Raw genomic sequence first — 19,632 nt, forward strand, 5'->3', positions numbered from 1 at the left:
GGCTCCGGGAGGTCAAGCGTCGCTTGACGGGCTCGCGTGCGCTCCGCCGCCCTAAAACTCGCTGGCGACCCCCGCAACCCCGGGGGAGATGACGACGCGGGCCGGTCCCCTCCTCACCCGGGCTCGCCGGGGAGGGCGATGTGCTTCTCGCGAAACGCCGCGAGCACCCGCTCTGTCAGGGTGGTCGCGTACTCCGCCTCGTACTTCACGTCGAGCACATAGGCCTTGGCGACCAGGCGCACCGTGGCGACCTCGCTCAGGATCTGGCTCGTGACCACGCACCACGGCCTGCCGAGGAACACGTAGCGGTTGCTGGTGATGCACTCCTCGACGATGCGCCTGGCGATCGCGATGTCCTGCGCGGAGCTGATGAAGAACTCCACCGGGATCAGCATGTCGAGCCGCCCGTGGTTGGCCGACGCGACCGCCTCGGTCAGGAACTTGTTGTTCGGTATCGTGACGACGTGGTTGTCGAGGGTGATCATGCGCACGGAGCGCAGACCCATCGACGTGACCTCGCCATAGAACGCATCGAACTTGACTCGACCGCCGACCTGGAAGGGGCGATCGACGATGAGCGTCACGCCGGCGAGGACCGACGCTGCCAGAAGTGGAGCGCGACCCGCGGACAACCCTGCGCGTAGTCCCAGAGCAGCCGCGCGAAATCGCGCTCGGTCCTGAGCTCGCTCTGCGCGCGATCCACGGACTCGTCGTCGTCCATCACGAGGTCCTCGTACGAGACGCTGTAACCGCTCGCCCGGGTGCGGGCGGTGAGGAGCTCGGCGAGCCGCTGCTCGGACCAGGGCGCGAGGTGCACGATCGTCCGGAAGACCGTGGCTCCGCCGCGCGCGAAGACGAGGTAGCGATAGGGGTGATCGGCGATCGCGCACAGCCAGAAGGTGCTGGGCGCTGAGCGCTCGATGATCTCCAGGAACGCCTCCCAGGCGCCCCACGCCTCCAGCCCGCGGAGGAACAGGTGCTCCAGGTCGTCGAGGACGAGCAGCCGGCGCGGCTGGAGGAGGAGCCACGCGGCGAACGCCTCGACGCCGGTGCGCGCCTCGGGGGGCGCGTCGAGCGCATTGCCGAGCGTGGCGATGACGTCGGCGGCGGTGAGCTGCCGCCTGTCGAGCGAGACGCGGATGACCGGGACCGGCGACGCCTCGCGCTCGGCCGCCACGAGCCACGTCGTCTTCCCCGATCCGGCGCCGCCGACCAGCAGCAGCGAGCCGATGCGGCGGCTGTCCTTCCACGCGGCGAGCGACGCCTTGAAACGAGCATGCCCGCCAGCGCGAGGCGGTAGAGCGCGTACCAGAGCAGCATCCCGTAGGCGAGCTCGACCTCCCGGACGGCGGCGGCGTCCGGCCCGAGCGCCCGGTGGACTCCCCAGATCGTGGCGAGCAGGAGGAGCGAGCCGGAGAACGTCGCGAGGATCGAGCGCGCGCTCTCGAGGACGCGCTGCGCGCGCGCCCTGCGGACCACGCGCAGGATCACGGGCCAGGCGGCGTCCATCCAGCGGCGCCTCCGCCGGGTCACGATCACGGCGAGCGCGATCACCGCGAGGACGAGGATGGCGCGGTACGCGAGCGCGGTGACGACGAACGGGTCGCGGAGCGCCGCGCGGCTCTCCTGGGCGGCGCTGTCGCGGTGGAGCCGGTACCACCGCGCCCGCGCGCCGATGCGAAAGAGCTCCGCGCGGAGCTGATCGACGCCGGCGCGGCCCGGGCCGAGCGCCTCCTCGCGCATGCCCTCGGGCAGCCGCGACAGGAGCAGCACCCGCGCGGCATCGAGCTGTTCCTCGTCCTCGAGCGCGCAGGTGAGCCGCTCGACGCCGGGCGGCGCGGCCGCCTCGCGGAAGTCCGCCTCGATTTCCGGCCGTAGCGCGCGCAGCTCGCCCATCACCTGCCCGAACAGCGCGCCGGCCTCCGCGCTGCTGTGCGGGCTCGGCCGCGCCGCGACGACGAGCTGCTCGACCCGCCCCCGCCGCGCGCCGGCGGCGGCGTCTCGGCACGACGCGCCCCCGTCTGCGGTCGCCGCCGCCGCCGCGTCAGGCGTGACGGCGGCCGCCGTGATGCCGCCCATCGGGTAGCCCAGGGCGCCCGCGAGGAGCGAGGCCGCCGCCGCGCCCCTCGCCCTCCGCGCGATCCCTGCGCGCTTGCGCGCCTGACGGTCCACGACGATCACGCTCCGGCCGCTCGACTTATCCGCTCTCCACGAGGCGCCCCGTGTGCTGCGACCGCCAGCGGTAAAACGTGCTCGCCGAGATGCCGAGCTCGTCACACACGTTGTGCACGCTCTTGCCCCTCCTCGCCTGCGCGAGGATCTCGTGGATCTCGCGCTCCGTGAACCGCGGCTTCCGCGCCGCTCGGGTCACGGTCGTCCGGGGCGACACGGCGACGGCGTTGCGCTCCGAGCGCTGCTGCATCTCGCGGAGGAGGTCCACGTCGCGCCGCAGATCCTGGGCGAGCTGGGAGGCAACCTTCACGAGATCCGAGGGCGCGAAGCTCTGCGCCTCGCCCCTGCCGGACAGCCCCAGCAGACGCGTGCCCGCCTCGACGAGCCAGCGCGAAAGCGCGTCGATGTGCGCTTCGATCCATGAAAGAGCCTTCATGACGGCGTCTCGCAATGGCCATGACAGACGCAGCGCATCATCGTTGCGCTTTTCGATCAGCTTGCGTTTTTTGATCAGCGCACGCCGCGTGATCGCCCGGTCGGACGGCGGCGGGAGAGCGTTTCGGACGGACTCTCGCGGAAGTGCTTCCTGTAGTCGACGCTGAACCGCCCCGCGCTGCGGAAGCCCATCGCACCGGCGACGCCCGCCACCGTCGTCTCGGGCAGGGCGGAGAGGAGCATCTGGCGCGCCAGCTCGAGCCGCCGGATCTTCAGGAACCCCATCGGCGTGATGCCGCGCGCCGCGCGGAACGCCGCCTGGAGCGAGCGGGCCGGCGCCCCCGCGGCGGCGGCGACGTCCGCCAGCGTGATCGCTTCGCGCGCATGCATGGCGATGTACTCCTCGGCCCGGCGCACGACCGCTGGAGCGACCCGCGGGGGCGCGAGCTCGAGCAGATGGGAGCCCGTGTGGCGCGGGATGGTCACGAGCGCTGTGAGCAGCGCATCGCAGAACTGGGGCCGGACCAAGGGCGAGAGCGCCGGGCGCGCGAGCTCCTCGCGGAGCAACCGCACGATCCCCTGGAGCGTCGCGCCGCCGCCGCCGGTGAGATCCACGTCGGGCTCGAACAGGATCGCCTCGCGCGGCGCGTGGCCCGTGAGCATGGCGAAGTGCGCCTCGAGCGCGGATCGCAGGACGGTGAGGCTTTGCCTTTTGCCGCCCGCCGGCATCTGGATCTTCACGGGCCGTTCTGGCACGAAAAGGATAGCCCGTTTGCCATGGGTCATCGAGAGGCGCTTGCTCCTGACCTCCACCTCGGTGTCTCTGCTGCCTTCCCGGGCGAGCCCCAGCGCGTAACGATCTTGCAGGGTGGCCGCGTCCAGCCGACCGCCGAGGGCCCAGTCCGTCGTCACGAAGCTCACGGGACCTACCGTGGCTATACTGAGCTCGCACCTGAAAGCGGTTCCTTCCAGGGGCCGGAGCGCAACTCCCGGGCAGAGGCGGGCGAAGGCGGGGGACAGCTCGTCGGGATCGGAGGTGCTGAGATGGATTCGCGAGACCGAGAGGGACGGAGCCGCCGCGTGACCGGCCCCCCGAGCGGGCTCCGGATCGCGGTGGATCGGCGGTGGTTGGTCGAGACCTGGATTGGATCTGGCGCGAGTCATAGCCGCCGACTCTCGCGTGAAACGGCAACCGCCTCCAATGGCGAAGCTCAGCCATTCCGCCGTGCAGCGGGTGGTCTCCCCGGCCCCTTGACCGGGTAACATCAGGCCTCACCATGCAGGTGCACACATCGGACTGAAAATCGGGGACGTTTCGATGACGTGTCTGAACGGCGTGAAGCCGGACGCGCCAGCGGGCGCGTCGACCGGCCAGACGGAGGCCGCGCCGGACGCGTGAGCCGGCGGCCCGCTGCAACGCTTGATGCAAGCGTTGCAGCGGGCAACTCGGGGGCCGAGTCGGCCGTCTCAAGCCTTGAAGCGGGTGACTGTGCGCCAGGGAAGGCGATCTCAAGGCAATCTCAAGGCAGCGCTTTCTCCCCCCACCTCACAGACATCCTACAACGTGCCTGCGGGAGGGGGGAGACCGTGAGTCGCGCCGCCGAGCTTCAGGGACCGCTGCGTGCCAGTCCGGCCGGTCTCGTCAGTAGACTTCCCGGACGATACGCAGCGTAAGGGCGAAAAGGCGGGTCAGAGTCCGTTGGGGATCACGGTGAGGGTGCCGGATCCCCTGTTGGTCAGGACGAGATCGTCGTACCCATCGCCATCCAGGTCCGCGGCGGCGATGGCGTTGAGGCCGGGCGAGGCGCCGGTCGGGACGACGGGGCCCGAGGTGAAGGCCCCGTTGCCGTTGCCGGTCATCGGGCGGACGCCGCCCGAGGACGTGGTGACCAGGATGTAGGCGTCGAGCTTGCCGTCGCCGTTGAAATCACTGGCCACGACCCCCAGCGCCGAGTTGGCGCTTGTGGTGGCCGCGGCGGCGGACTGAACGCCGCTCGCGAAAGTGCCGTTGCCGTTCCCTTTGAAGAAGAAGAGGTACCGGCCAGCCGCGCCGTTCGAGAGGATGTCGAGCTTGCCGTCGCCGTCGGCGTCGCCGAAGGCGATGCCCGCCGTCTGGCCGTTGGCGGAGTTGGTGTAGGCGACCGGTGCGGCGAACGAGCCGTTGCCCTGGTTGATGAGGATCGACAGGCGGGCGGAGGCGGGGCTCGTCACCACGATATCGGAGAAGCCGTCGCCGTTCAGATCACGGCAGGCGATGGTCGACTGCACGCCGCCGGTGGACAAGATGGGGATGAGCACGGGCGCGCCGAAGCTGCCCGTGCCGGTGCCGAAGATCACGCTGACCCGACTCAGGGTCGCGCTGGTGGTGGCGATGTCGGCCGCCCCATCGTTATCGAAGTCCCCGGTACAGAGGTGGACGGAGCCCGGGCTGCCGGTGGTGAAGCTCGTCGGCGTGCCGAAGGTTCCGGGCGCGCTCGGGCCCAGGTTTCGGTAGACGCTGATGCTCCCGTTGATAAGGGGTAGGTTGGTCTGGCCGTCGACGGTGACGGCGTCGAGCCACCCGTCGCCGTCCACGTCCACCGCCACGACCGCGTTGCTGGAAAGCGGTGCGCCCGTGGTGTAGAGCTCCGGCTGAACGGTCGCGTCGCCGTTGCCGTGGAAAACGGAGAGCGACCCGGAGGCGAACAGCAACGACCCGGATTCGCCGTTGGCCACCAGGATATCGAGCTTACCGTCGCCATTCACATCGGCGACCGCCGGAGCCAGCGGGTTGTGGGGATCGGAGACGCTGATCGGCGTACCGGGGACCTGGCCGGAGGGCGGGGTCTGGCAGCCACCGTTCGAGCAGATTTCACCCGCCGCGCACGCGAGGTTGCAGCCGTTGCAGTGGGAGGCGTCGCTCTGGAGGTTCACCTCGCAGCCGTCGGACGTGAGCCCGTTGCAGTCCGCGAGGCCGCCTTCGCACGCCTCGCAGTGGGTCCCCTCGTAGGTGGGCGCGCACTCGCAGGTGTAGCTGCTGATGCCGCCGGTGCAGGTCCCGTCGTTCTGGCACGGGTTGGGCGCGCACGCGTCGATGGCGGTCTCGCAGCTGGCGCCGCTGAAGCCGGGCAAGCACACGCAGGTGTAGCTACTGATGCCGTCGACGCAGGTCCCGCCGTTCTGGCACGGGTTGGCGGCGCACTCGTCGATGTTGGCGCAGGTCACGCCGTCGCCCTCGTACCCCGCGTTGCAAGCGCAGGTGAAGGAGCCCGACGTATCGATGCACGCCGCGTTCGCGTCGCAGTTGTCGGTGCCCAGGGCGCACTCGTCGACGTCGGTGCAGGTCACGCCGTCGCCCTCGTACCCTGCGTTGCAAGCGCACGTGAAGGCGCCCGCCGTGTTGGTGCACGCCGCGTTCGCGTCGCAGTTGTCGGTGCCCAGGGCGCACTCGTCGACGTCGGTGCAGGTCACGCCGTCGCCGGAGTACCCTGCGTTGCAAGCGCAGGTGAAGGCGCCCGCCGTGTTGGTGCACGCCGCGTTCGCGTCGCAGTTGTCGGTGCCCAGGGCGCACTCGTTCACATCGGTGCACGTGCCGCTCTGGCAGGTGAGGCCGTCGCAGCACGGCACCGTGGGGTCGCACGGCGCGTTCACAGCCAGACAGCCCTGGCCGCCGCAGGTCGGGTCGTAGCTCGGCGAGCTCGGGTCGAGGCTGGTGACATAGTCGCCGGCGTGGCCGCTGTGCGCGTTGATGCACGCCTGCTCATTGACGCGAATGATCGTGTATGGCTTCGTCACGGAGCCGGTCATGTGGCAGATCTGGACCGTACCGTTGACGTCGAAGTAGTTGCACTGCTCGGGGGTGAGCGCGTCATGGGCTTCGCCCACGGCCTCGTCGTCATCCTCGCCGTCGGCCGCGGAGGGGCCGGCGCTGGTGCAGCTCGCGAGCAGCAGGGTGGAGAAAGCCGGAATCGCCAGATAGCTGAAAAGAGATCTCTTGCGATATCTCATGGTTTTTCCTCGATTTTTGTTGAAGCGGGGGGTGCCGCGCGATGTTGAGCCTGCGCTGGCTGAAGAAATGTCAGGTCGTCCAATTCAACCAGTTCAAGATTGATGCCAGTGTGAATAGTTCCTTTGCGGAGGTGATGTCGAGGCAGGCCCCTGCGCGTCTTCCGCGTTTCGCGCGCGCCGCCGCACGAGCCACCGGCTCCCGTGCTGAGCTCGCGCTGAAATGAGGGCACACCGCTTCATCGGGCCCGTCTGCACGGTACCGCGCACACGACGGTACCGGGCACGAGCAGCCCCCGGGCCCAGTCGCGCTCCGCTGCTACTGCTACTGCTGCTGCCTGAATGCCTCAGCTGCAGAGTGCGCCCCCTCATCGTGCGGAACGACTGCGTTTTTCACGATTTGGAACAGAACGCCACTGGATCTTGATCCAGCTAGCGGGACATACCCGCGCCGTGTTAGGCTTCAAAGGCCGCGAGCCACGGGCCTGGCGGCGGGGGCATGGGTGAGCGGGGAGAGGTTGATAGGATGAAAGCCTCCATGAGCGCACTTGTGGGTGCGCTCGGGGGTAGGGTTGAATCGAACGCGTCGCTCATGTGATGCGAGTGCGTTACGCTGGTACCCGTATGGACGACGATGATTCGATGCCAGCGGGCGTTGACGACCATCTTTCCTTCCACACGCGGGACCTCGATCGGCATTCGATGCGTGTCCCGAACCACTGGCCCTGGTCGAGGAAGATGGCACGATCATCGAACGAAACCGCGCCTTTCGGGTGAACTTCGGAGAGTCGGCCTCGCTCCTCCATTGTAGTGACACGGCGGATCACGCGAACCTCACCAGCGCTCGACGTGCCACAAACGAGGCACGCTCGTTTTGAGCACGTGGGGAGACAAGGTGGAGCGGATCTACGCCGCGGCTGAGAATGTTACCGAGCGGGCGAAGCAAGAGCGGAGCTTGGAGGGAGCAGCTCGAGCTGCTCAAGAGGCAGCAAGCGGCCAGCATCAGCTTGTCGAGCCCTATCATCGAGGTCTAGAGCGGTTTTCGCTCGGGTTTGATGCGGACGTCCTTCGTCTCTCGTCTTCCGTCTGTCTTTCCCATGCGCGTGCGCGCTGACTCCGGGGAATCGCGCAAGCACGAAGGACGAGCACGGAAGACGGAAGACGGTGTAACAATTCCGGCTGAAAACCGGGTCGGTGCTGAGGACGTAATCGCCGGCGTGGCCGCACCAACCGCCACCCGCTGCTGCTGCCTGCAGGCTTCAACTGCGGAGGGCGAGCCTCAACCTCGTGAAGGCGCGCCCGACGTCGTGAACAATGCGGCGAGGGCGCCGCAGCCGGCCGAGCTGCTGAGCCCCCGCACCATCGAGCTCGTGCAGTGGTCCTGGTCGGCGTCCGCGACCTCCCACGCGGACGGCCCGCCATTTGCTGGCCGCGGGAGCACGCACGCCCGATCCGGAGCGCGAGACGAGGATCCCAGTCTCGGAGGGTGGCGCGTGTGCGGTGCGGTCTCTCGATCCGCTATGCTGAATCCGTTTCTCCCCTTACAGCTTGCCCGAGACCTCCATGCCTGACCGATCCGCTCGCCAGGGGCTCGAACGCCCTCCGCTCATTCATACGCGCGATCTGGAGGCGGCCCGCGTGCTCCTCGCGACGGTCTACGGCGACCTCACCGCCGACGTCGTCGGCCGCGGTCACCGTTTCGAGTGGCGTGCCACCCCCGTCGACATGGGGCCTGTCGCCCTCTTCTCGGGCGCCTTCGCCTCCGGCATGTGCCTGCGCGGCGTGAGCTCGGGCTACACCGTCAGCCTGGCGACCGGCGGCTCGGTACGGGCGGCCTCGTCGGGGAACGCGGCAGAGATCGCCCCTGGCCGGAACGCCGCCGTTTTCTCGCCGGGGGCCCGGTCCGAGTGGAGCGCAGAGGGCCCGGCCCGCCCCATGAACCTCCGCGTCGACGCCCGCTATCTCGAGGCGCAGCTCGAGGCGCTCACCGGCGTGGCCATCCGCGGGCCCCTTGCTTTCTCGCTGTCGATGCCCACCACCGACGGCCCCGGGACCTTCCTGGCGCGGCTCTGCCGCTTCCTTTCCACGGAGACCGAGCAGGCCGGGCGAGCCCTCGGCCACCCCGTGGTGATGGCCAGCCTCGGCGAGGCGGTGGCGCGCGCGCTGCTCTTCGGGCAGCCCCACGATCACGCCCACCTCCTGGAGAAGACAGCGCCGCCGTCGAGCCGGAGCATGGTGCGGCTCGTCGAGGAGTACCTCGACGCCCACGCGGAGGGCCCGATCGGCACCGCCGATCTGACCAGGCTCGCGGGCGCGAGCATGGCCTCGATCGACGGGGCCTTCTTTGCCCATCGGGGCGCCCCCCCGTGGGACTTCCTCCGCAAGAGGCGCCTCCTTCTTGCGCGGGAGCGCCTGCTCCTGGCCGAGCCGGGCGAGACGGCGGCGAGCGTGGCCCACGCTGCCGGCTACCTGCGCGTTGAGCGCTTCGGCGCCGCCTATGCCGCGGAGTTCGGCGAGACCCCGGCCGAGACGAGGCGGCGCGGGCTCCTCGCGGCCGAGGCGCCGCCGAGCCCGCGGCCCAGAGCGACGAGCCCGTCCCCGCGAGGAGCGGAGGCGGTGACCGTCTTCCTGGTGCACCGGGATCCCTCCTGGCGCGGGGCCGCGGCCGGGCTGCTCCAGGAGGCGGGGCACGCGGTGCAGGCGTTCGCGTCGTCGCTCGCCTTCCTGGAGGCCGCGCGCGCGGTGGTGTCGGGCTGCGTGGTGCTCGACGTCCAGCTCCCCGATTTGAACGGCCTGGAGGTGAGGGCCCTCCTGCGCGAGGAAGGGTGCGCGCTCCCCGTGGTCTTCACCAGCGACGACGGAGACGTGAGGGTGGCCGTGGAGGCGATGAAGGCGGGCGCCGTGGACTTCCTCGCCGAGCCGCTCGACGCGGAGGCCCTGCTCGCAGCCGTGGCGCGCGCCCTGGCCCGCGACGCGGAGGCGCGGGCGGCCCGGGCCGAGGCGGAGGAGCTCGCCGCCCGGCTCGCGGCGCTCTCGCCGCGCCAGCGCGAGGTGGGCGAGCGGGTGGCGCGAGGGATGCTGAACAAGCAGATCGCGACGGAGCTCGGGATCTCCATGTCGGCCGTGCGGCTCTACCGGTCGGAGGGGATGGAGAAGCTCGGGGTGGCGTCGGCTGCCGAGCTGGCGAGCCTTTTCGCGAGGCTCGAGCGGGGCACGGGGGCAGGCGGGGGGTAGGCGAGCCTCGCTTCCCGCGCGCGCCGCCCGGGGAGGGCGGCGCGCCTTTCGCGTGGGCGCTGGAGGCTGAGTTGCAGGTGACGTTCTGGGCCGCCGCGAAGTTCAGGATCTCGGCCCTGCACGCCGCGGCCTGATCCGCCGTGAGGCCGTCGATGAAGTGGCCGCGCGCCGGGGTGGGGGCTCGTTCAGTGCGTGTTGATCAGTGCGTGTTGAGCCAGTCGTCCATGGCGCTGATGCTGCAGCCGTGCTTCACGTGCCCGTCGCCGAGGCCGAGCTCATCGATGATCTGCTCGCAGCTGCACCCGCCGGTGTCCTCGATCGTATAGGTCCTGCCGGGGCCGGTTCCGTTCGACGACACCGTGTCGAACACGCCGTCGCCATCGATATCGGCGAACCGGTTCACGCCGAGCTTCACGGTGGGGACGCCCTCCGGGAGCACGGTGCCGGCGCAGAGGTCCACGTCACCGCAGACAGCGTCGCCGTCCGCGTCGTTGTCCACATCTGCCGGGCAGCTGTCGCAGATGTCGCCGAGGCCGTCGCCGTCGGAGTCGGTCTGGGCGCCGGGCACGCCCTGGCAGCTGTCGCAGACGTCGCCCACGCCGTCGCTGTCCACGTCGAGCTGGCTCGCGTTGGAGGTGGCCTGGCAGTTGTCGCAGACGTTGCCCACGCCGTCGCTGTCCGCGTCGAGCTGGCTCGCGTTGGAGGTGGTCGGGCAGTTGTCGCAGGCGTTGCCCAGCCCGTCGCCGTCGTCCTCGGCCTGATCCGGGTTGGCGACGCCGACGCAGTTGTCGACCGGGTCGCAGACGTCGTCGGCATCGGCGTCGACGCAGCAGACGTTGTCCTCGTCGATCGCGCTGTCGCAGTCGTTGTCCACGCCGTCGCAGGCCTCCTGCTCCCCGGGGTTCGCGGACGGGTTCGCGTCGTCGCAGTCGACGCATGAGCTGTAGCCGTCAGCGTCATCGTCGATGTCTCCGCAGGCGACCGTGCCGGTGCAAGCGCCGACGCAGCCGCCCAGCCCGCCGAGGAACACCCCGCTGTCGACGGCGTTATCGCCGCCGTCGCAGATCACGATCTCCAGCACGTGCGCGCCGGGCGCCGCGAGCGCCTGCGTGGTGAGGAGGCCCGTCGATCCGTTGTACTCGGTCTCGGTCGCCGGCGCCACGACCACGCTCCCGCCGCTGAAGAACCCGCCGTTGATGCTGATGGGGGCGTTGTTCGCGTCGAAGGCGATCTGGACGCCGTCCAGGTAGACGCCGTAGACGTCATTGAACGTCGGGGTGCCCACGAAGAACGGGTACTCCTCCGACCCGAAGATGGACTGGAACGAGATCCCGCTGAAGCCCGGCGCGAGATCGAAGTTGATGGTCAGCTTGGCGGCGTCAAAGCTCGAGATGCCCGGAACCAGCGCGTTGCAGAGTGGATCGCCGGGCAGGCCATTCAGCTGGCTGACCATGAATGGTTCGCTAGGAGGCAGGGCGAGCGACGCACCCCCGGACGTCAAGATCGCGCCGTCCGCGATGCCGAGCGGCCCCTCGGAGTACGTGCCCGAAGCGGTCGCCGCGCCGCTGTAGCTCACGGACGTCACGCTGATCGCGCCCCCGGACGCCAGCAAGGCGGAGGTCAGCGCGCCGGGGTCATCGGTCGTCCCTATGGTGAGGCCGAACGCGCTGCCCCCGTGAACGAGGCACAGCAGCGCTGCGCAGGTAGCCGCGAGATTTCTCATGATGTTCTCCGTAGGTGGATCCGTGGCCTCAACATAGAGACCTACACCCGGATTGGCCGGGAGCGGCACCCTGCGCCGGCACGTCCGAGGTTGCGACCTGGATCATGATCCAGCTTTCGGAAGTACAGGCTCTCGTGGTAACGTGAAAGGTCCACCGGCGACCTGCTCCAGCGAGCCCGCCGCTGCCTGGAACAAGGAGGTCGCCCGGATGACACGCAGCGTTCAGCTTCGGATCTTTCTCATCGCTTCTTTCTCTCTCTTGCTCTCGTTCGCCGGGATCCGCCCGGGCGCCGCCCAGTCGAGCTTGCCCTACTGGACCGAGATTCCGCAGGGCGGCGCCGTCCCCGACGCCATCTGGGACGGCGCGAGCGCCTATCACGACGGCCTCTTCTACATCTTCGGCGGTTTGAACGGGACCTACCCGGATGACGAGCCCGTGGCCGCTTTCAGCGCCTTCGACGTCGACGCGCTGACCTGGTACGACCTCGCCCAGTACCCGGGCGGGCCGTCCGCCAGGGCCGAGTCGATGATGTGGTGCGTCGCCGAGGAGGACGCGCTGATCGTCTCCGGCGGGAGAGGTCCTTTCCGGCGCGGGCTCGACCTCACGCACCAGGACACGTTCCGGTTCGATCCGGTGCACGGGTGGACGCAGATCGCGCAGAGCGCGGCCGAGATCGGGCGCGCCAACCGCTCCACGGAGGCGGTCGCCGTGCGCAAGAAGGGGAAGCACAAGACCGTCGCGTACGCCTTCTCGGGCTCTTCGTCGACGCTGCCGGCCTTCATCAACCGCCCTGACGGCCTCCAGCACAACCTGGTCCGCTACAAGAACGGCTGGAAGCAGGTCGCGACCGGCTCGCCCGCCCCGCGCGCTCGAGCCCACCATCCGCTCGTCTACGCCGAGGGCTGGAACGCCCTGCTCGTCTACGGCGGATACACGAACGACGCCGTGAACGGGACCGGCGTTTTCACGCCGGAGAACTACCTCGGCGACCTCTGGATGTTCGACGTCGACACGGAGACCTGGGATGAGCTCGTCTTCGACGAGGCCGCCGGACCGGGCCACCGTGACAACGCGAAGCTGATCGCCGATGAGCACAGCGACGGCATCTGGCTCTTCGGGGGCAGCCAGTTCGACGGGTCCACCCTGTCCGATCTCTGGTACTTCGATCTCCACACAGGGACCTGGACGCGCGTGGACACCGCGATGACGGGGCCGGCGCCGGCGCCGAGGTTCGGCCAGTTCTACTTCTCTCGCAGGACCGCCACGGCCTACGAGCTCTACATCTTCGGGGGAGCGACAGCGGAGTTCGCGCCGGTGCTGCTCAACGACATGTGGAGATTGACGATCCCCCTCGGCTGCGGCGGCTGATCGCGAGTGAGCCCGGTGGGCTCACGCCTGGACGATCCGGCCCGGAAGCAGGGGAACAATGAGGCGGTGCCTCAGGGAGACCTCCTCATGATACCACGAGAGCCTGCACCTCCGAAAGCTGGATCACGATCCAGGTCGCTACCCTGGACGTGCTGACGCAGGGTGCCGCTCCCGGCGGCGACCCGCGGAGCTCTACCGCGCGTCAAGTCCAGCCGGGTGGGCCTCGACGATTGCCCACCCGGTCGGCCGCCCATTGAGGAGATCTTCATGCGTACATTGTTCCGCGGCGCCGCCGCTTTCATCGCTGTCTTGATCACCGCTGCGCCCCTGTTCGCGGCGGGCAACTCGATCCGGTTCGCGCGGGCGCAGCCCGAGGGGACGGTCGTCACTGTCAAGGGCGTCGTGTCTGTCCCCTCGGGCGCGTTCGCGCCCAACGACCAGGGGTTCGCCATCCAGCGCGGGCGCACGGGGATCTATATCCACGACGCGCTGGGCGGGAGCTATGAGCTCGGCCAGGTGGTCGTGGTGACCGGCACGGTGGAGAACAGCTTCGGCGAGGTCCTCGGCGTCCAGCCCACGGACATCGCCGTCTCCGGCTCCCATCCAGTTCACCCGGCCAAGCCGATCGACACGGGCGACGTGGGCGAGGATTCCGAGGGGACCCTCGTCCGCATCGGAGGCACGGTGGTGGACGAGGTCTTCGACGACGGGGAGTATGGCTACCGGTTCCACGTCGACGACGGCTCGGGCGAGGTCACTGTGTTCGTCTATGCCGGGACCGGCATCGACGTGAGCGGCATCGCCCTGGGGGACGACGTGGAGATCACCGGGTTCAGCGGCCAGTTTATCGATCACTACGAGGTGAACCCGCGGGTGCCCTCGGACATCGAGGAGCTCCCCTGAGCCTGCCTCGGGACGACGAGGCCTGACGGCCTCTCTTGTCTCCTCGGCGCACGACCGGGTGCCGTGTCGCCCAAGAACGAACCGGCCGGGAGGGCGGTGGAGGTCCGCCGAGACGGCCGGCGGTGGTGCAACTCCGGCCAGGATGCCGGACGAGGCGCCCGGCTGAGTTGCAACTCCGGCCAGGACCTCGAGCGAGGTAGTGCTCAATTTTGAGCAATGGGCACGCTGCCGCCTTGACGGTCGCATCGCCGGGCCGACCTCACCGGTCCCACGGAGGGCGCTCTGATATTGGACGCGTAGACAAGCATCCTACATCCGGAGGCGGCGATATCACTTCATCGACATGTGGCATGGGCATCGCGCGCGCCAGTTCGCGCATGAACGGAATAAACCCGCGGACGTACTCCTCGAAATCCGCTGCCGTGCCAATGTCACGGTTCAAGAACGGGTGTATCGCGTTGCCGCGTTGCTGTACGGTTTCCACGAAGCCACCATGGCGATCAATGATGTTCTCCTTGTTCATGAACTGGCGGAGGTCCTCAAACCGCACCTTCTGGGTGCCGGGCATGGCGACCTTGCTGCCTCGCTTCTTGGCATGCGGACTCTTGACATAGTCGGCGAGGAACACCACCAGGAATAGGCGTAGGTAGCACTCTGTGAGAGCCCGCAAGTGCACCCATGCGATGATCAAGGTCCCCGGGTCGTCTGGGCTAAGCCTCACCTCCTCAACACGCCGCCCGAGACCACGTGCGAGTGACGCCATCCAGTCGAGGCGAGTGTCCTTGAGGGCATCGAGCGTTTCCTGAGAAGGCCAGCCACCAGGATTAGACCAGAACGCGGCAACGCGCTCGGTGACTGCGGCCGCGTCACGGAGAGCCTCCTCCGTCGTGTCTGGCCTCGGGACGAAGGAGAGCATGAGGTTTATTCGCAGAGACCTCTCGAACTCGACCTCCCACCCACGGGCTGTCATCGCATCTAGATGGCTCCAATGCTTTTCCGGGTCGGCGTAGACAACTCGGTCGAAATCATCCTCCTCCAGCGTGACCACGTGCTCGCCGCGCTCTGCGTCGAGCCGCACGCCACTGACCCGCCGCTCTCGGTCGGCTCGAAAATGCTCCCCTACGGCTGGAACCGCATCCAGCTCCGCGAGCTTGGACATGGGATGCTCCACGTGTTCCAGAGTAAGTCTTACTCGCATGGGAGGAGGGTAGCACGGGCGCCGCGTGGTCCGTTGCCGCTCGCGAGCCACGGCGAAAAAGCCCCGTCAAACAGGCTGTACTCGCGCACGTGGGCTAGGACAACCCGTGTCCTATCTATGCAGAAACGCCGGGAAACATAGGCGATTCGTTGCTATCTTGCAGGGTACTTAGCAAAGCGCCCTGCCCCCGGCTGGTCCCCGGAAGCAGGGCTGCGGAACACCGGACGGTGGCCCGTCCAGCGCACATCGCACGCGCATCATGGGCCGTCGGTCGGGGAGAGGCAAGGCCCTGCATGGCACACGTGCTGCCGATGGCGAAGCGCGTCGAGGTCGTCGCGCATCTTGTTGAAGGCGCGGGCATCCGCCCGACGTCGAGGCTCACCAGCGTAAGCCAGCCGGCGATCCTATCCCTGCTGCTCCGCGTCGGGGAAGGCTGCGAGCGGCTGCACAACCGGCTCGTGCGCGACGTCGACGTCCGCACGGTCCAGGTCGACGAGATCTGGAGCTACGTGCAGAAGAAGCAGGCGCGCGTGCAGCCGGGAGACTCTGCCGAGGTAGGCGAGGCATACACCTTCGTCGGGATGGCGAGCGCGTCGAAGCTCGTGATCGCCTACCGCGTAGGGAAGCGCGACGAGGAGAACACCAGCGCGTTCATCAAGGACCTGCGCGCTCGACTGGTCACCATCCCGCAGCTCTACAGCGACGGATGGGCGCCCTACGTCGCCGCGGTCGGTGGCGCGTTCGCGCTTGCGGGCTCGGTCGACTACGCGCAGGTGGTGAAGCGCTACAATCGGAAGGCTCGCAAGGATGACGATCACCGCTACGAGCCGCCCCGGGACCCGTTCATCACCAAGACGCCGGTGTTCGGCGTGCCCGACATGCAGCGCGCGAGCACGTCGCACGTCGAGCGCCAGAACCTCACGATCCGGATGCACATCCGCCGCTTCACCCGGCTCTGCAACGGCTTCAGCAAGCGCCTCCCGCATCACAAGGCGGCCGTCGCGCTGCACATGGCGTTCTACAACTTCTGCCGCCCGCACGAAGCCCTGCGCGTGACGCCCGCCATGGAGGCCGGGCTGACCGATCACGTGTGGAGCGTGGAGGAGCTCGTCACCGCGGCGCTCTCCGAGGCACCGGTGGAGCCCCCGAAGCCCAAGGCGCTCAAGCTCCCGGAGCCGCCCGCGGGGGCGCCCACGACGCCCGCCAGGGCGCTGCCGAACGGGAGGGGGTTCCTCCGGCTGGTCGGGTCCGCGCCGGCTGCTCGGGTGGCGTCGCCCCGCCGCCCGCGCCGGGCGTCGCATCCACGCCCGCCGGCGCGGCCGGCTCCTTCTTCGTCCTCTTCCGGCCCTGGCCAGCCCGCCCGACCACGTAGAGCGACGGGAAGCGCGCCTCGCGCTGGGGATCGTACCGCAGGAAGCGCAGCCCGAGCTCCTGCACCTCGACGTAGAGCGGCTTGGCGAGCGTCCGCGCGCGCTGGAGCAGGTCGTACGCCTCGCGCGCCTTGGGGCTCAGCGCCGCGCCGAGCACGGCGAGAATCTGGGAGGCGAGCCGCCGGGCATCGGCGAGGTCTGTCGCGCGGTAGTGGATCGGATCCTTGGACACGACGTCGTGCCTGGCCTGGTAGATGTCCGCGTAGCCGAGGAGGTCGTACGCGCGATCGAGGTAGCCGGTGCCGGCGCTGAGGCGGCGGAGGACGGGACCGAGCTCCGGGTCGTCGCCGAAGTCGTCGGCAGCGAGCGGATCATATTGTCGAACGAGTCACTGACGCTCGAGAAGCCCACGAGCTGGCCGAGGCTACGGCGCTCTTCCGGAGTTCGCCGACGTGCACCTCCCGATGCCCGACTACACCGCGATCACAATCGATGAGTCCGCTCGCTCGCATCACAGTCCACTGCGCACATGAGGAAGCATGCCGTGCATGGAGGCGTACTGTGGGAACAAAAGGATTTTTGCCGAAACGCTGGTATCTTGCGATCGGACTCCTGGGCATGATGGGAATAAGCACAGAATCGATGGCCGACACATCGACCTATGCCGCCCACCACGTTGACACGATCAGTGCCAATAATTACACTTTCCCGACGAACGCAACGATCGCGGACGAACCGAACCCAATCGACGAGAACGAAGCAAGCGACGCACCTACATCGCCGGAATGGACGAAGAAACAGTGCCGCACGGCATTGGAGCACAACGTAAAAACGTGCAATGCGTCTCCACGAAATCTCCAACTGCCATGCATAGCGGCCGCCCTAATACTGTATCGCAGATGTCTCAAAAACGCGAAGTAGTTCAGAAAGTGCACAGCATGACACTCAACGACGAGATCACGGAGGTCGAAGGAGAAGCTGATGCACCGAGGTCATGCTCGTTCTGCGGAGATACAGAATCGAAGCTTGTAGCCGGGCCAGAAGCCAATATCTGCGCCGCCTGTACTCGCCTGGCCTGTGGAGTGCTAGGAATAAAGCTGTCCTCGAGCGATACCGAGTAGACCGATCTCGCTCGCGAGAGCCACGTCAGCGGCCCTTACAGTAGGAGGAGTTTCGATAGCGGATACAACGAACATCGATGGGCACTGGTTGCAGTCAATGACGGGACCGGGTTCATGCGTCGCGGGTCGCTGCACTACACCGGCTGCTACTAGCACCAGACGTTCCCGCGGCTGTTCTTCGGTGCGGGGCCCGCTTCCGACCGCCGCATGGGTGAGCTCGGGATCGCGCCCGCGTCAACAGGCCCCCGGACGAGCGCGGCGCGGCCTGCCCGATGTCCACTAGGGCGAGCGTGGCGCCGCCAGCCTCGAGCCCCTGGGGCGCGAGAGGATCATCTCCTCCAGGTAGAAGCGGTCACATCGCTGGCGGGCAACCTGGGCGAGCTCGAAGAGCGCGAGCTCGGCGCGATCGCCGTGCTCGTCACGCGGGCGCGGCCGCCGTTTACACCTCGCCGAGCTCGGTCGCGGCGCCGACGACGAGGGCCGCGAGCGCGAGTTCGGTCCAGGAGTAGGGGGCGGTCCTAACGGTTGCAGCAGAGCACGTGCGTGTCACCGGTCCAGCTCGCCGCTCGCAATTTTGGAGTCGGTCGAAGTCGTGAAGGCAGGCTCGTCCTCGGGGCCCAAACGTGACGCCGCCGTCGGTGCTCACACGTGGGATCTCCACCCGCGCGCGCGGCAGTGAGCCGGAGACAGGTCGGCCTCAGTAGAAATCGTACCTGGCGCCCAGGACAGGCATGAACAGCGGGAAGAGGGGGGCCGTGAGGGGCCCGCCCGGAAACCAGGCGGAGGCGGCTCCGTCGAGCCCAGTCGTGGTGTCGACGAACACCTGCTGGCCCGACGCCGGCCTCGGCACGGCGATGAGCACAGGCACCTCGATCCCCAGCGTGAGCTCGACCCGTCCGGCCAGCCTGACGCCGGCGCGCACCTCGGGCGCGACGTAAACGAAGCGCGCCGCCGCGCTCTGCTCGGACGGGCTGAACGACAGCACGCGGCTCGCCGACACCTGCGCGCTCGTGCGCGCGTCCGCCACCGCGCCAAACAGCCCGCCGGCGCCCAGCCGCACGTCGAGCAGGAAGACCTCGCCCGACGAGTATCCGACCCAGGCGCCGAGGAGCATGCCGCGGAGGGCCATCGCGTCGTCGACGCTCACCGGGTACGAAGCCCCGCCAACGGCCTCGACCTTCGCGCTGCGCCCGCGGACAGCTTGCTGCACGCTCAGGTAGCCCGCCGAGACGCCAAACGATAGGCCGTCGATGCCGTACCCCCCGCGGACGATCAAGCTGGAGCCAACCCCGAGGGGCTTGCTGCAAGGCGCCACGCACCCCGTCGACCCGTCTCCGCCGATCGACACAACGAGCGGCGCCGCGGCGCTCACCTCGGCGAGCAGGCGGGGCGGGCGGCGCGTCCCGCGTCCCCCGCGGTCCTCGATGGACTCGGCGTCGCGCTCCGGCCGGATCCCGCGCGCGCTCGGCTCCTCCCTCGTCGCCCCGGCGATCTCGAGCGCGGCCGTCTCCTGAAGCGGGATCAGCCGCGCCGTCACCTGGACCGCCGCCCCGCCGGCCACGTCAAGGCGCTGCTCGAACGGCTGGTACCCCGCCTTGACAACGCGGAGGGCGTGGGGGCCGCGAGGCACGCGAAGGGGCGTTTTGAGCGGGAGCTCGCCGCGCGATACGCCGTCGAGCTGGACCGTCGCGCCCGGCTCGCCGCCCACGATCCCGAGGGTCCCGACGGCGTTGTGAAGGAGCCTGACGACCAGCAGGATGTCGCGTTTTTCCTCGTCCTTGAGCCGATCGGGGAAATCGTGCAGCGCGCTCTCGTACAGCTCGAGGGCGTCCAGGTAGCGCTCGAGCTGTATGAGACACGCGGCGGCATTGGTCGTCCCATTCAGCGTCATGAACAACGTGCGCGACGCCTGGAACTCGGCGAGCGCCTCGGCCCAGCGCTCCTGATTGCGCAGCACGATCCCGCGCTCGAAGTGCGCGCGCGCGTCCTCGCGGCGCAGGACGGCACCGGGCCCGCCGGGCTGCGCGGCGGCGAGCGAGCCGAAGGACAGCGGCGCCAGGAGCACCGCGGCAACGAGAGGGCCCAAAACCGCGAAACGTCGGCGCTTCGTGCCCGGCATGGCG

At 68.8% G+C, this 19,632-nt stretch carries 15 protein-coding genes and 1 pseudogene; 8 read left to right on the forward strand and 8 right to left on the reverse strand.

All coding sequences use genetic code 11. The features are described 5' to 3' along the window. Positions 1 to 113: 113 nt before the first annotated feature. The gene (locus WMF36_RS35360) at positions 114 to 584 is read right to left on the reverse strand and encodes a mechanosensitive ion channel domain-containing protein (RefSeq protein WP_437575219.1); all 471 of its coding nucleotides are present in this window, start codon (positions 582 to 584) and stop codon (positions 114 to 116) included. Beyond that, positions 581 to 1,498, reverse strand: coding sequence for an ATP-binding protein (locus tag WMF36_RS35365; protein ID WP_437581991.1), 918 nt, complete (start codon positions 1,496 to 1,498; stop codon positions 581 to 583). Before WMF36_RS35365 ends, WMF36_RS35360 begins: the two co-directional genes overlap by 4 nt. On the opposite strand from WMF36_RS35365, the gene WMF36_RS35370 reads away from it, so the two are divergent. Both WMF36_RS35370 and WMF36_RS35375 read left to right on the forward strand, forming a co-directional pair. After that, a complete protein-coding gene (locus tag WMF36_RS35370; protein WP_437582060.1) occupies positions 1,391 to 1,702 on the forward strand; it encodes a hypothetical protein in 312 nt (103 codons plus the stop codon). The genes WMF36_RS35365 and WMF36_RS35370 overlap by 108 nt on opposite strands. Next, a complete protein-coding gene (locus WMF36_RS35375) occupies positions 1,645 to 1,878 on the forward strand; it encodes a hypothetical protein (RefSeq protein ID WP_437575220.1) in 234 nt (77 codons plus the stop codon). Before WMF36_RS35370 ends, WMF36_RS35375 begins: the two co-directional genes overlap by 58 nt. Positions 1,879 to 2,197: 319 nt before the next feature. On the opposite strand, the gene WMF36_RS35380 is transcribed toward WMF36_RS35375, so the two are convergent. From WMF36_RS35380 to WMF36_RS35390, 3 genes are all read right to left on the reverse strand, one after another. Next, the gene (locus tag WMF36_RS35380; RefSeq protein WP_437575221.1) at positions 2,198 to 2,608 is read right to left on the reverse strand and encodes a transposase; all 411 of its coding nucleotides are present in this window, start codon (positions 2,606 to 2,608) and stop codon (positions 2,198 to 2,200) included. A 74-nt stretch (positions 2,609 to 2,682) separates the two neighbouring features. After that, positions 2,683 to 3,873, reverse strand: a complete 1,191-nt coding sequence (locus tag WMF36_RS35385) for an AraC family transcriptional regulator (RefSeq protein ID WP_437575222.1) — start codon at positions 3,871 to 3,873, stop codon at positions 2,683 to 2,685. Positions 3,874 to 4,296: 423 nt separating this feature from the next. Continuing rightward, positions 4,297 to 6,594 carry an FG-GAP-like repeat-containing protein gene (locus WMF36_RS35390; protein ID WP_437575223.1) on the reverse strand — a complete coding sequence of 766 codons (2,298 nt, stop codon included), beginning with the start codon at positions 6,592 to 6,594 and terminating at the stop codon, positions 4,297 to 4,299. 41 nt (positions 6,595 to 6,635) lie between these two features. Between WMF36_RS35390 and WMF36_RS35395 the strand changes: the two genes are divergently transcribed. Beyond that, positions 6,636 to 6,818, forward strand: coding sequence for a hypothetical protein (locus WMF36_RS35395; protein WP_437575224.1), 183 nt, complete (start codon positions 6,636 to 6,638; stop codon positions 6,816 to 6,818). A 1,336-nt stretch (positions 6,819 to 8,154) separates the two neighbouring features. Next, positions 8,155 to 9,825, forward strand: coding sequence for a response regulator (locus tag WMF36_RS35400; RefSeq protein WP_437575225.1), 1,671 nt, complete (start codon positions 8,155 to 8,157; stop codon positions 9,823 to 9,825). Between the two features lie 199 nt (positions 9,826 to 10,024). On the opposite strand, the gene WMF36_RS35405 is transcribed toward WMF36_RS35400, so the two are convergent. Further along, entirely contained in the window at positions 10,025 to 11,548 is a 1,524-nt protein-coding gene (locus WMF36_RS35405; protein ID WP_437575226.1) for a choice-of-anchor L domain-containing protein, read from the reverse strand. A 208-nt stretch (positions 11,549 to 11,756) separates the two neighbouring features. Between WMF36_RS35405 and WMF36_RS35410 the strand changes: the two genes are divergently transcribed. Then, positions 11,757 to 12,917 (forward strand): Kelch repeat-containing protein, encoded by a 1,161-nt coding sequence (locus WMF36_RS35410; protein ID WP_437575227.1) that lies wholly within the window; start codon positions 11,757 to 11,759, stop codon positions 12,915 to 12,917. A gap of 267 nt (positions 12,918 to 13,184) precedes the next feature. Further along, positions 13,185 to 13,820, forward strand: a complete 636-nt coding sequence (locus tag WMF36_RS35415; protein WP_437575228.1) for a hypothetical protein — start codon at positions 13,185 to 13,187, stop codon at positions 13,818 to 13,820. A gap of 259 nt (positions 13,821 to 14,079) precedes the next feature. Here WMF36_RS35415 and WMF36_RS35420 read toward each other — a convergent pair whose 3' ends face one another. Next, positions 14,080 to 14,979, reverse strand: a complete 900-nt coding sequence (locus WMF36_RS35420) for a hypothetical protein (RefSeq protein ID WP_437575229.1) — start codon at positions 14,977 to 14,979, stop codon at positions 14,080 to 14,082. A 332-nt stretch (positions 14,980 to 15,311) separates the two neighbouring features. Between WMF36_RS35420 and WMF36_RS35425 the strand changes: the two are divergent. Together WMF36_RS35425 and WMF36_RS35430 are read left to right on the forward strand one after the other, a co-directional pair. Next, positions 15,312 to 16,346: pseudogene (locus tag WMF36_RS35425) on the forward strand (IS1 family transposase); the annotation flags it as partial. 980 nt (positions 16,347 to 17,326) lie between these two features. Then, positions 17,327 to 17,509 (forward strand): ClpX C4-type zinc finger protein, encoded by a 183-nt coding sequence (locus tag WMF36_RS35430; RefSeq protein WP_437581992.1) that lies wholly within the window; start codon positions 17,327 to 17,329, stop codon positions 17,507 to 17,509. A 697-nt stretch (positions 17,510 to 18,206) separates the two neighbouring features. Here the strand turns inward: WMF36_RS35430 and WMF36_RS35435 are convergent. Further along, positions 18,207 to 19,595, reverse strand: a complete 1,389-nt coding sequence (locus tag WMF36_RS35435) for a PEGA domain-containing protein (RefSeq protein ID WP_437575230.1) — start codon at positions 19,593 to 19,595, stop codon at positions 18,207 to 18,209. Positions 19,596 to 19,632 lie beyond the last annotated feature (37 nt).

The organism is Sorangium sp. So ce887 (assembly GCF_051521455.1).
GTDB lineage: Bacteria > Myxococcota_A > Polyangia > Polyangiales > Polyangiaceae > Sorangium.